General features: G+C 67.4%; 10 protein-coding genes. 5 read left to right on the top strand and 5 right to left on the bottom strand.

The window, feature by feature from the left end; translation table 11 throughout:
* Positions 1 to 42: 42 nt before the first annotated feature.
* The 5 genes from DY467_RS22125 to DY467_RS22105 all read right to left on the bottom strand — a co-directional run bounded on the left by DY467_RS22125 (position 43) and on the right by DY467_RS22105 (position 7,317).
* Entirely contained in the window at positions 43 to 609 is a 567-nt protein-coding gene (locus tag DY467_RS22125) for a LemA family protein (protein WP_164638979.1), read from the bottom strand.
* A gap of 99 nt (positions 610 to 708) precedes the next feature.
* The gene (locus tag DY467_RS22120; RefSeq protein WP_164638977.1) at positions 709 to 1,677 is read right to left on the bottom strand and encodes a small ribosomal subunit Rsm22 family protein; all 969 of its coding nucleotides are present in this window, start codon (positions 1,675 to 1,677) and stop codon (positions 709 to 711) included.
* Positions 1,678 to 1,912: 235 nt separating this feature from the next.
* Positions 1,913 to 5,377: a chromosome segregation protein SMC gene (gene smc / locus DY467_RS22115; protein ID WP_164638975.1), complete on the bottom strand. Its 3,465-nt coding sequence runs from the start codon at positions 5,375 to 5,377 to the stop codon at positions 1,913 to 1,915.
* Between the two features lie 644 nt (positions 5,378 to 6,021).
* Complete coding sequence (locus tag DY467_RS22110; protein ID WP_164638973.1) at positions 6,022 to 6,696, bottom strand: DsbA family protein; 675 nt, start codon at positions 6,694 to 6,696, stop codon at positions 6,022 to 6,024.
* A gap of 141 nt (positions 6,697 to 6,837) precedes the next feature.
* On the bottom strand, positions 6,838 to 7,317 hold the full coding sequence (locus DY467_RS22105) for a DUF721 domain-containing protein (protein ID WP_107346739.1): 480 nt from the start codon (positions 7,315 to 7,317) through the stop codon (positions 6,838 to 6,840).
* Between the two features lie 28 nt (positions 7,318 to 7,345).
* Between DY467_RS22105 and mutY the strand changes: the two genes are divergently transcribed.
* From mutY to DY467_RS22080, 5 genes are all read left to right on the top strand, one after another.
* Positions 7,346 to 8,473, top strand: a complete 1,128-nt coding sequence (gene mutY, locus DY467_RS22100; RefSeq protein WP_205502655.1) for an A/G-specific adenine glycosylase — start codon at positions 7,346 to 7,348, stop codon at positions 8,471 to 8,473.
* Positions 8,474 to 8,639: 166 nt separating this feature from the next.
* Entirely contained in the window at positions 8,640 to 9,173 is a 534-nt protein-coding gene (locus DY467_RS22095; RefSeq protein ID WP_107346053.1) for a PAS domain-containing protein, read from the top strand.
* A gap of 10 nt (positions 9,174 to 9,183) precedes the next feature.
* Positions 9,184 to 10,458 carry a methyl-accepting chemotaxis protein gene (locus DY467_RS22090; protein WP_283811814.1) on the top strand — a complete coding sequence of 425 codons (1,275 nt, stop codon included), beginning with the start codon at positions 9,184 to 9,186 and terminating at the stop codon, positions 10,456 to 10,458.
* A 167-nt stretch (positions 10,459 to 10,625) separates the two neighbouring features.
* Positions 10,626 to 11,162: a PAS domain-containing protein gene (locus DY467_RS22085; protein ID WP_107346051.1), complete on the top strand. Its 537-nt coding sequence runs from the start codon at positions 10,626 to 10,628 to the stop codon at positions 11,160 to 11,162.
* Positions 11,125 to 12,447 carry a methyl-accepting chemotaxis protein gene (locus DY467_RS22080; protein WP_107346050.1) on the top strand — a complete coding sequence of 441 codons (1,323 nt, stop codon included), beginning with the start codon at positions 11,125 to 11,127 and terminating at the stop codon, positions 12,445 to 12,447. The genes DY467_RS22085 and DY467_RS22080 overlap by 38 nt, the downstream gene beginning before the upstream one ends.
* The last annotated feature ends 155 nt before the right edge of the window (positions 12,448 to 12,602 follow it).

Below are 12,602 nucleotides of genomic sequence, written 5' to 3'. Positions count from 1 at the left end.
GACCCCTCCCCGCAAGGGGGAGGGGAGCGAGAGGCGTTCGAACTAGAACTTCACCTGCGGCACCTGCTCCACTTGGGTGCGCGTCTCGCCGAGGTCGAAGTAATCCTTGTGGGTGAAGCCGAGTGGCGCGGCGAACAGCGCGGCGGGCATCTGCTGGATGCCGGTGTTGTACTCCTGCACGGCGTTATTGAAGAACCGGCGGCTCGCCGCGATCTTGTTCTCGATGTCGCTGAGTTCGCCCTGCAGCTGCTGGAAATTGGCGTTGGCCTTGAGGTCCGGATAGGCCTCGCCGAGCGCGATCAGCCGGCCGAGCGAGGCGGTCAGCGCGTTCTCGGCCGCGGCCATCTGGCCGGCCCCCTGCGCTGAGATCGCGGCGTTGCGTGCCTTGACGACGTCTTCGAGCGTCGAGCGCTCATGCGCCGCATAGCCCTTCACGGTCTCGACCAGGTTCGGAATCAAATCGTGCCGCTGCTTGAGCTGCACGTCGATGTCGGCGAACGCCTGTCCGACGCGTTGCCGCAGCGCCACCAGGCGGTTGTAGGTCACGAGCGCATACAGCGCGAGCGCGACGACGATGCCGAGAAAGATCCACATATTGCCGGTTCCCATTCAACGACGACCCTGCACCTTGCGCCTGGACGGCACGCGTGCGGCCGGGACCGCGCCACCCGCGCGGCATCCCTTGGTCGTCGCTGCAGGTGCGAATGTTCAATCGACGGTGTCGCCCCAGTCGAGGCGCCGGAACCGCGCATAGGCCGGCTTGTCGCGCCGCGCGGCGACGGCGAGCTCGAGCTTGCCCGCGGGCGTGCAGAGTTTGGCGGTGATCGCCGCCTTGGTCTGCTCGGGCTGCGCCAGCACGCGCGCTGGCCGCTCCGGCAATGCGGCGCGCGTCAGCGCCACGTAGCTGAACTTCTCGTCTTCGAACGGGACGTCGGCGGCCTTGAGCTGCAGATGCAGCTTCGAGCGCGGCAGCCGCTGCACGAAGTGGCACCAGTCCGGCGCGGTCAGCGGACAGGCAGCCTCGTGCGGGCATGGCGCGATCACGCGCGCGCCTTGGGCGATCAGCCGGTCGCGCAGGTCGAGGATGCGCTGGTAGCCGGCGGGCGTGCCGGGTTCGACCACCAGCAGCGTATCGGTGGTCTTACGCCACAGCGCGTCGGCAAAGGTTGCGCGCGCCGCGTCGGAGAGTTCGTTGATGACGTAGCTGGCGATCACCAGCGCCGCCTCCGGCGCATCGGCCAGAGCCTTGCCGGCGTCGCCGAGCCGGTAGTCGATCGCCGGCAGCCGCGTGGTCTCAGCGAGCTGCAGGGCGAGGTTGCGCAGCGCCGGATTGGCGTCGAGCAGGGTGAAGCGCTGCAGCGTGTCGAACGCCTGCGCGGCGGCCCAGCTCGCGGTGCCAGGCCCGGCGCCGACGTCGAGCAGCGTGGCCGGGGCGAAGTCAGGACGGATCGCAGACAGCGCGTTGAGACAGGCGATCACCGCCGCGTAGGTCGCCGGCATCCGCGCGCCCGCATAGGCCAGCGCGTCGGCCTCGCTGGTGATCGGCGCCGAGGTGCCGCCGCCGCGATAGGTCAGCGAAATCCGCTCCGCCCGCGCCGCCGCATCGGCACGCGCGAGGCCGTGCAGCTTCTGCTCCAGCGCGGCTCTGAGTTCGGCGGGGAGGGATGGGGGGATCAACAGCTCACCCTTTGCCGGATGACACCGCGTCTCGCCGGCAGCGCAGGAGTACAGCTGCTCGATGTGTCGCCGCTCATTGGTGCGTCATGCGCGGGCTTGACCCGCGCATCCATCAGAGCGCGCAGCGCGCAGCACGAAGATGATTTGCGAACAAGATGGATCGCCGGGTCAAGCCCGGCGATGACGGATCCGTTGATCCTTCTGCGCCGCGTCACTGCCCTGGCGCGAGCGCCGCTCACGCCACGTTCTGATCCAGAATATCCACCGCGCCCTGGAGGTCGACGGAGACCAGCTGGGAGACACCGCGTTCGGCCATGGTGACGCCGAACAGGCGGTTCATGCGGGCCATGGTGATCGGGTTGTGGGTGATGGTGATGAACCGCGTTTCCGTGGTCTTCGCCATGTCGGTGAGCAGGTCGCAGAACCGTTCGACGTTGTGGTCGTCGAGCGGCGCGTCGACTTCGTCCAGCACGCAGATCGGCGACGGGTTGGTCAAGAACACCGCGAAGATCAGCGCCATCGCGGTCAGCGCCTGCTCGCCGCCCGACAGCAGCGACAGCGACTGCGGCTTCTTACCCGGCGGCTTGGCGATGATGTCGAGACCGGCTTCGAGCGGATCGTCGCTCTCGATCAGCTTCAGCTCGGCTTCGCCGCCGCCGAACAGCGTGGTGAACAGCCGCTTGAAGTGACCGTTGACGACGTCGAACGAGGCGAGCAGCCGCTCGCGGGCTTCCTTGTTCAGGCTCTGAATGCCGGTGCGCAGCTTCTTGATCGCTTCGACCAAATCGTCGCGCTCGGCCGCCAGCGTGCCGTGCTGGGTCTCGACCTCGTTGAGTTCTTCCTCTGCGCGCAGGTTGACGGCACCGAGCCGCTCGCGGTCGCGGCGCAGCTTGTCCAGGCTCTCTTCGATCTCGGCGAGCGGCGGCAGGTCGGCGCCCTCGACGATCTCGGCGAGCTGGGCGGCAGCCTGCGGCTCGACCTCGAGCATGTCGCGGATTTCGCGCTCGACGTCTTCGAGCCGGCGGCGGGCCGCTTCCATCCGTTCCTCGGCGCGGGCGCAGGCTTCGCGGGCGCTGGAAAGCTGTTCGAGCGAGGCTTTCGCCAGGCGGTCGGTCTCGGACATCGCCTGTTCGGCGGCTGCCAGTGCGTCAGCGGCGGCGCGGCGATCGGCTTCGGCGAATTCGATCTCGGTGATTACCGCGCTGCGCTTCTCGGCGAACACTTCGGGCGCGTTCTCGAGCTCGGCGCGCTCGGCGGTGAGTTCGGCGACGCGCTCTTCGACGGTGGCGATCTGCGACGCCGCGCCGGCCTTGCGCTTCTGCCAGTCCATCCGCTCGGCGGCGATCGCCTGCAGCCGCTTGTCGGCAAGCTCGGCTTCGCGCGCCAGCGCCTGGGCTTCGGCGCGGATCTGCGCAGCGATACGGCGGCGGCCATCGATGTCGCCGCGCACCGCAGCGAGGCGGGCTTCGGCTTCGGTGTTCGGCTCCAGATCGGCGATCTGCGCTTCGGCGTTCTCCAGCGCGGCTTCGGCTTCGGCGCGGTCGGTGGCGAGGCGCGACTGCGCTTCGGCCAGCGCCGACTTGCGCGCGGCGTGGCGGTTGACCTCGCGCTCGGCGGCGGCGAAGCGCTCGCGGGCGGCGTCGACTTCGCGGCGGGCGCCGCGCAGCGCCTCACGTGAGGCGGTCTCGGCGGCGGCCGCCATCTTCAATTCGGCTTCGGAAGTCTCCAGCGCCTGGCGCTTAGCGGCGGCGTCGATCCGGGCCTGCTCGAGTTCGTTCTCGATGTCTGTCAGGCGGGCGCGTTCGGCGAGACGGCGGGCGGCGCCGGTCGGCGCATGGGCCGAGGCGACGAAGCCGTCCCAGCGCCAGACGTCGCCGTCGAGCGATACCAGCCGCTGGCCGGTCTTGAGCTTTTCGCACAGCTCATTGCCACGCTCCTTGGTGACGACGCCGATCTGGGCGAGGCGGCGCGCCAGCTCCGGCGGCGCGGTGACGTGCTGCGCCAGCGCTTCGACGCCTTCCGGCAGCGCCGGATCTTCCGGCTGCACGCCGACATCGGTCCAGCGCATCGGCGCCGACGGATCGACCGGCGCGTCGAGATCGTCGCCGAGCACGGCGCCGATCGCCTTTTCATAGCCCTTGGCGACGGTGATGCCGTCGATGATCGGCGGCCACAGATTCTTGGTCTCGCCGTTGAGGATCTTGCTGATCGTCTTGGCTTCGGTCTCGAGCCGCTGCACCTTCTTATCAGCTTCGACCAGCGGCGCCCGCGAGCCGTCCAGCGTCTGCCGCGCGGCGATTTGTGCGGCTTCCGCGGCCTGCACCGCGGCTTCCTGCTCGGCCAGCAGCTCCTGGGCGATCTCGACCGCTTCGGCGAGTTCGGTCAGGTCGCCGGCGCCGGAGGTCTCGGCGGACAGCCGGTCGATCTCGCTCTCGACGTTCTTGATCTCGGTATCGAGCCGCGCCAGCCGGTCGCGATGGGTGCGGACGCTCTGCTCGAACTGGTTGCGCCGCGCGGTGAGTTCGGCGAGCTGGGTGGTGAGTTCGGCGAACAGCTGCTCGGCTTCGCTCAGCGAGGCATCGGCTTCGGCGACGCGCTCGTCGACGCCGCTGCGCTTCTCGACCCGCTCCAGGATCTCTTCGCGCAGCTCGACGTCTTCGGTGTCGAGCCGCTCCAGCGCGGCGTCGGCGTCGATCGCCTGCTGCTGCTCGCGCGCGACGTCGGAGGAGAACTGCGTCAGCCGCCGTTCCAGTTCGACCACGCGCTCCTTGGCGCGGGCTTCTTCACGGTCGAGCTGTTCGCGGGCATTGATCAGCCGCTGCAGGCCGGCGGCGGCGCGGGCTTCGGCCTCGCGCAGGCTCGGCAAGGTGGAGGCGCGCTCGGCCTGGATGCGGGAGGCTTCGGCCTGCACGCGGGTGCATTCGGCGAGCTGGCGCACCCCAAGATCGTGCACCTCGGCGGCCGCGCCAACTTCGGCCTGCGCGTCGCGCCAGCGCATATGATACAGCATCGCCTCGGTCTTGCGGACCTTGGCAGCGACTTCGCGGAACCGGATCGCCTGGCGCGCCTGCTTCTTCAGGCCGTCGACCTGGGTCGACAGCTGGCCGATCACGTCCTCGACGCGGGTCAGGTTGGTTTCGGCCGCCTTCAGCCGCAGTTCGGCTTCGTGGCGGCGGGCATGCAGACCGGCGACGCCGGCGGCGTCTTCCAGCACGCGGCGGCGCTGTTCCGGTTTGGCCTGAATGATTTCACCGATCTTGCCCTGGTGGACCAGCGCCGGCGACCGGGCGCCGGTGGCGGCGTCGGCGAACAGCAGCTGCACGTCGCGGGCGCGAACTTCGCGGCCGTTGATGCGATACACCGAGCCGGCCTCGCGCTCGATCCGGCGCGAGATATCCAGGGTGTCGGAATCGTTCAGCGCGGCCGGCGCGGTGCGATCGGAATTGTCGATCGACATCACCACTTCGGCGTGGTTGCGCGCCGGACGGTTGCCCGAGCCGGCGAAGATCACCGCGTCCATGTCGGTGGCGCGCAGCGATTTGTGCGAGGTTTCGCCCATCGCCCAGCGCAGCGCTTCCACCAGATTGGACTTGCCGCAGCCGTTCGGCCCGACCACGCCGGTCAGACCCGGCTCGATCATGAAGTCGGTGGGCTCGACGAACGACTTGAAGCCGTGGAGGCGGAGACGCGTGAGTTTCATCTGGTCCGATGCTCTATGGGCCGCGATTCGTGCGGCTGTAGCGAATCTCTCAAGCGCGACAATACCATAGGTTGTCCCGCCCGGTCGCAACTCGCTCGCAGCCATCAGCGTTGAGCCGCCGACAATGGCCGCCGATTAAGGCAGGAGCAACCACGCGGAAGGGCTTTTCCACGGCGGGATTCGCCGAAAAAGCGCGATAAATCTGGGGATTTCGGAAGCTGCTGACTGTGTCGGTCGCAACCAGGTATTGCCCATTCTCTGAAAGGCTTGCTGACGCAACGTTCGTCATTCCGGATTGCGCGCTTTGCGCGCAATCCGGAATCCATAAGCCGTGTGGTCGCGGTTGCGATGATGCGCGGAACGGGGGCCCGGTCCATCATGAACGCGGTGGTTATCGATTCCGGGCTCGCGCGGAGCCTGTCATCGGGCCGGCCGAAGGCCGGACCCGGTGGCGCGCCCCGGAATGACGAACGTGAGGGGATTCACCCTCGTCATCCGCGGGCTCGACCCGCGGATCCATCGCGCGTCAGCGCGCTAACTGGAAGGGCGTCTTGCGAAGGAGATGGATTGCCGGGTCAAGCCCGGCAATGACGGTGGTGAAGGATCGCGCGCAGTGCTGGCACCAGGCAGAGAACGCCCCCGCCTCAGCTCTTCTTCGCCAGCAGGGCGTCGATGCGCTTGGCGAATTCGTCAAACGAGTTCTCGCCGCGCAGCATTTCGCCGTTGATGAAGAAGGTCGGGGTGGCGTTCACCTTCAGCACTTCGTTGGCGTACTTCTGGTCGGCGGCGATCTTGTCGAGCAGCTTCTGGTCCTTCAGGCAGGCTTCGACCTCTTCGCCCGACAGGCCGGCTTGCTTGCCGATGCGCTTGAGCTGTTCGGTGGTGTCTTTCAGCACCCACTCGGTCTGGCTCTTGAACAGAACGTCGGTAACCGCGAAGTACTTGGCGGAATCCTCCTTGGCGATGCAGCGCGACAGCATCGAACCGGCGGCGGCCTTGATGTCGAGCGGGAATTCCCGGAACACGTAGCGGATCTTGCCGGTGTCGATGTAGGCCTTCTTGATCTGCGGATAGACCTGCTCGTTGAACGCGGCGCAGTGCGAGCAGGTCAGCGAGGCGTATTCGGTGATGGTGACGGCGGCGTCTTTCGGGCCGAGCGCCATGTCGGGTAGCGACATCGGCTTGGCGACATCGGCGGCCGCCGCGGCTTCCTTGCTCTGGGCGAAGGCCGCATCGATCAGCCGGAACGGCGATACGCCGGCGACGGCGAAGACCCCGGTCAGCGACAAGGCGGCGGTAAAAGTGCGGCGCGTGATCATCGGCAAACAGCTCCAGTTCGGCGGGACACGCCGCGGACAACGACACGTCAGCGGCTTCAGCCGCACGACCTTGGGATTGTCGCTAGCTTGAAACAACAATTGTGGCAATGCCGGGCCTGAACACCGCCCAAACCGCCGGCGTCACTTCCGCTTGATCGTCGCGCCGAGCCGCGCCAGCGCGTCGCGCAACTCCTGATCGGCGACCTGGTCGAGCGTCGCAGCAACGCGGGCGACCGCCGCCGGATCGGGACCAGGCGGCACGGTCTTGCGCGGCCGGCGCGACAGCGGCGCCTGGCGCAGCGCGATCCGCCCGACCGCATTCCAGCCGAGGAAGCGGTTGACCCGTTCGAGGATCAGGTCGGAGGAATGCTGGATCTCCAGCGCCATCGGGCCTTCGACCCGCAGCACCAGAGTCGCCGGTTCCACCGGCTGGCCGTCGACGGGGCGCGGCCACTGCATCTTCAGCGGTTCGGAATGCGCGGCGATCTGAGGCCCGGCGATCTCGGACCAGCGCGTCACCAGTTCGCGCGCTGCAAAGCCCTGCTTGGCGAACGCTTCGGACAGCGTTGCGCCCAACAGGCCGGACAGGGGCTTGGCGGAAATCGGGCCGGGCTTGCTCATGCAGGGACGCTTTGCGACGATACCGCTCATGAGTCTAGCAGGCGCGGCGCCGCGGCGGAAACAATCCCCGGTCATCACAGCAGAGCACGACCCGGCCGACGCTTCGTTGCGTGCGCGGCCCGCCGCGCTGCTCGTCTGGTACGACCGCCATCGCCGCAGCCTGCCGTGGCGGGCGCCGCCCGGCGCGACGGCCGATCCCTACGCGGTGTGGCTGTCGGAGATCATGCTGCAGCAGACCACGGTGCGGGCAGTCGGGCCGTATTTCGACAAGTTCATGGCGCGGTGGCCGACGGTGACGGCGCTGGGCGAAGCCTCGCTCGACGACGTGCTGAAGATGTGGGCCGGGCTCGGCTACTACTCGCGCGCCCGCAATCTGCACGCCTGCGCGGTGGCGGTGACTCGCCAGCATGGCGGGCGCTTTCCGGATACGGAGGAGGGGCTGCGCGCGCTGCCCGGCGTCGGGCCCTACACCGCAGCCGCAATCGCGGCGATCGCGTTCAGCCGGCGGACGATGCCGGTCGACGGCAATATCGAGCGGGTGGTGTCGCGGCTCTACGCGGTCGAGGACGAACTGCCGAAGGCCAAGCCGCGCATCAAGGCGCTGGCCGAGACGCTGCTCGGCCCGTCGCGCGCCGGCGACAGCGCCCAGGCGCTGATGGATCTCGGCGCCACCATCTGCACGCCGAAGAAGCCGGCCTGCGCGCTGTGCCCGCTGATGGAAGGCTGTGCCGCAAGGCTGCGCGGCGACGCCGAGAGCTTCCCGCGCAAGGCGCCGAAGAAGACCGGGGCGCTGCGCCGCGGCGCCGCCTTCGTGGTGATCCGCGGCGACCAGGTGCTGGTTCGCAGCCGCCCCGCCAAAGGCCTGCTCGGCGGCATGACCGAGGTGCCGAATTCCGACTGGCTGCCCGATCAGGATGAAGCCACCGCCAAGGCCCAGGCCCCCGCGCTGAAGGGCGTCGCCCGCTGGCACCGCAAAGCCGGCGTCGTCAGCCACGTCTTCACGCACTTTCCGCTGGAGCTGACCGTGTATGTGGCGCATGCCTCGGCCGCGACCCGGGCCCCCGCCGGCATGCGCTGGACGCAGATCTCGACGCTGTCGGACGAGGCTTTGCCCAATCTGATGCGCAAGGTGATCGCCCACGGCCTCGGTGATTGAGGCATCAAGATACCGGTTATCGTCGTCAGGCGCCTCGGAAACGGTATCTAGATGGTGCTTACATCAATAATATGAACTTTAGTAATTCACCTTTGGTGGAATAAACCCATTCGCAACAGTTCTGCGAATAACGAGCAGGCGCAAATGAGTTCCATCGAGGTCATCTATGCGCCACGTCACGCCCAGCGGACGGGAGGCCTTCTTCCCAGCTTCTGAATTGATCGTCTCCAAGACCGACACCAAAGGACGGCTGACTTACGCCAACCGCCTGTTCTGCGATGTCGCCGGCTATAGCGAGGCGGAGCTGATCGGCCAGCCGCACAACGTCATCCGCCATCCCGATATGCCGCGCGCGGTGTTCAAGCTGCTGTGGGACGCCGTGCAGCAGGGTCGCGAAATCTTCGCCTATGTGAAGAACATGACGCGCAACGGCGACCACTATTGGGTGTTCGCGCATGTCACGCCGTCGTTCGACGGCACGGGGCGGATCGTCGGCTATCACTCCAACCGGCGCGCGCCGGATCGCGGCGTGCTCGAAGGCGCGATCATCCCGCTCTACGCCGAAATCCTCCGCACCGAGCGCAGCCACCGCAACGCCAAAGAGGCGCTTGCCGCCGGCTCTCGCGCCCTGTCCGATTTCGTCGCTTCCCAGAAGGCCTCCTATGACGAACTTATGTTCTCTCTCAAGAGCGCGGCTTAACGTCGCCGGATTGATCGTCGCCGCGGGCGCGGCTGTGGTGTGCGGCGTGTTAGAGTACTACGTCGCCGCGATGGCGATCCAAGGCGTCGTCATGGCATTCGCCGGGCTGGCGCTGTTCCGCATCAGCCAGACCCGGCGACTGCTCGGCGAAGCCAGCGCCGTCTGCCGCCGCATCGCCGATGGCGATTTCGAAGCGCGGATCCTCGGCATTCCGGATGACGGCCGCACCGGCACTCTGCTGCGCGCCATCAACGACATGATCGACGATTGCGACGCCTTCGTTCGCGAGGCGACTGCGGCGATGACCGCGATGCATCACAACAAGTACTTCCGCCGCATCCTGCCGGGCGGGTTGCACGGTGCGCTGCTGCACGGCGCCGGCGCCATCAATACGGCCGCCGAGAACATCGAGCGGCGGATCAAGAGCTTCGAAGGCCGCACGGCGGAGCTGGAGGCGACCACGAGCGCGATCGTCACTGCACTCGACCAAGGCTCGGCCGAGATGAAAGACACCGCCGGCACGCTGACGGTCGGCGCGTCCTCTGCGCGCGAGCAGCTGGCTTCGGTCGCAGCGGCGTCCGAACAGGCCGCGGCCAATATGCAGTCTGTCGCCTCGGCGACGTCGGAGCTGACGTCGAGCGCCAGCGGCGTGCGTGCCGAGATCGATCGCTCCGCCGAGATCGTCGCGCGGGCGGTGAGTAGCGTCGGCGAAGCCACCGGCAATGTCGATGCGCTGAAGCAGGTCGCCAACAACATCGGCGAGATGGTCAAGGCGATCGAAGCGATCGCCAGCCAGACCAATCTGCTCGCGCTCAACGCCACGATCGAAGCGGCGCGCGCCGGCGATGCCGGCCGCGGCTTTGCCGTGGTGGCACATGAGGTGAAGGCGCTGGCGTCGCAGACCGCGCAGTTCACCGGCGAGATCGAAGCGCAGGTCGGCCAGGTTCACGGCGCCGCCGGCGCGGTGAGCAGCTCGATCGGCGAGATCGGCACCGTCATCGCGGAGATCGACAGCATCACCCGTCAGGTGGCCGGTGCAGCAGGCGCGCAGTCGCAATCGACCGCCGAGATCGCACGCAATATCGACGAGGCGTTCGCGGTGGTGCGCGAGATCTCCGAAACGATCCACGTGCTCGCCGGCAATGCCGAGGACAACGAACGCGCGGCGGCGTCGACGATGACGACCTCGGCGCAGCTGTCCTCACAGTCGGAGCAGCTTGCCGAGCAGATCAACGGTTATCTCGGCCAGGTCCGCAAGGAACTGGTGGAACAACGAGCCGCATGAGTTCAGCGAGGCCGGCGAACTGATCGTCGGCCTCGCTGGGTTCCATTCAGCGGCTTCGTACGAATACGTGTTTGGCCCATCGGCGTGACGTGAGGCGTAGGCTTTAAGACAAATTCAAACCCCTGAACTTACCTAAAACAGAGGCGTGCCCTCCGAGGAGAAAGGCGATGGCTGTCGAAATCCGCCCGACCGGCAAGGAAGTGTTCTTTCCGGCGGGTGAGCTGATCGTCTCCAAAACGGATCTGAAGGGCCGCATCACTTACGCCAACAGCACGTTCTGCCACATCGCCGGCTACAGTGAGGCGGAACTGCTTGGCCAGCCGCACAGCATCATCCGTCATCCCGACATGCCGCGCGCAGTGTTCCGCTTGGTGTGGGACACCATCGCGGCCGGCCGCGAGATCTTCGGCTACGTCAAGAACATGGCGCGTAGCGGTGACCATTATTGGGTGTTCGCGCATATCACCCCGTCGTTCGACCAGCACGGCAACATCGTCGCCTATCACTCCAATCGTCGCACGCCGGATCCGAGCGTAGTCGCCAACGCGATCGCGCCGCTCTACGCCGAGGTGCTGCGGGTCGAGCAGGGTCACGCCAACGGCAAGCAGGCGGTCGAGGCCGGCCTCAAGGCGCTGACCGATTTCGTCGCCTCCAAGAAAGTCAGCTATGACGAACTTATGTTCGCTCTCCAAAGCGCAGCTTAACCTCGCCGTCATCATCGTCGCATCGTCGATCGCGCTGGCGCTGGAGGCGCTGGACTATCGTCCGGCGGCGATGACGATCCAGGGCTTTGCGATCCTGGCGAGCTGTCTGGCGCTGTATCGCATGGTGCAGACCACGCGGCTGATCAGTCAGGCCCGCGAGGTCTGCCTGCGAATTGCCGCCGGCGACTTCGAAGCCCGCATCCTGCGGATTCCCGACAATGGCCGCACCGGCGACATGCTGCGCGCCGTCAACGACGTGATCGACGGCTGCGACGCCTTTGTGCGCGAGGCCACTGCCGCGATGGACGCGGTGCAGCACCGCCGTTACTTCCGCCGCATCCTGCCCGGCGGCTTGCACGGCGCGCTGCTGCGCGGCGCCAAGACCATCAACGCCGCCACCGACAGTATCGAGCAGCGGATCAACACGTTCGCCCAACAGGCGGAGCAGCTCGAGAATGCTGTCACCGGCGTGGTGTCCTCGCTCGACGAGGATTCCCGCGGCATGCGCGACACCGCCGGCAGCCTGACCAGTGGTGCCTCGCTTACCCGTGAGCGCCTGACCACGGTCGCAGCGTCGGCCGAGCACGCCAGCAGCAACATGCGCAGCGTCGCCGCCGCCACCACTGAACTGTCGGCGAGCGCCCGCGAGGTCGGCGCCGAAATCGGCCGTTCCGCCGAAGTGGTCGGCCGCGCGGTGAGCCGGGTGTCGGAAGCGTCCGCCAACGTCGCCAGCCTGCGCAGCGTCGCCGAACGGATCTCCGAAGTTGTGAAGTCGATCGAAGTGATCGCCGGCCAGACCAATCTGCTGGCGCTCAATGCCACCATCGAAGCGGCGCGCGCCGGCGAGGCCGGTCGCGGCTTTGCGGTGGTGGCCGCCGAGGTGAAGGCGCTGGCCGAACAGACCGCGAAGTTCACCGGCGAGATCGAAGCGCAGGTCGAGCACGTCCACAGTGCCGCCGACCTCGTCAGCCGCTCGATCGGCGAGATCGGCTCGGTGATGAGCGAAGTCGATGACATTACAGCCGCTGTCGCCGGCGCCGCCGAAGCGCAATCGGCCGCCACGGCCGATATCGCCAAGAACATCGAGCTGGCCTACGACGTGGTCAGCGAGATCACCGGCAGTATCCAGACCGTCACCGAGAGTGCCCGCGACACTGAACAATACGCCGCCTCGACCATGACGGCCTCGACCGATCTGTCGTCGCAGTCGGAAATGCTGGCGCACCGGATCCGCGACTATCTCGCCCGGGTTCGCGCCGACATGCTGGCCCAGCGCGCGGCCTGAGCGGCAGCCTGGGGCTTGCTGAGAATCACTGGCAGTTAGCTTCAGCCGGTGCATACCGGCCGTTGACGCTGGCGGCGGATGGGCCTGTCAGCAACCTGTCAGGCGCGGTAGCATAGGAAAGCAGCTCGTTGCGGCGGCTGCGGGGAGCCGGCGCG

The organism is Rhodopseudomonas sp. BR0G17 (assembly GCF_010907025.1).
Classification (GTDB): Bacteria; Pseudomonadota; Alphaproteobacteria; order Rhizobiales; family Xanthobacteraceae; genus Rhodopseudomonas; species Rhodopseudomonas palustris_H.
The sequence above is the reverse complement of the archived record's forward strand: the minus strand, read 5'-3'. Positions and strand labels throughout refer to the sequence as shown.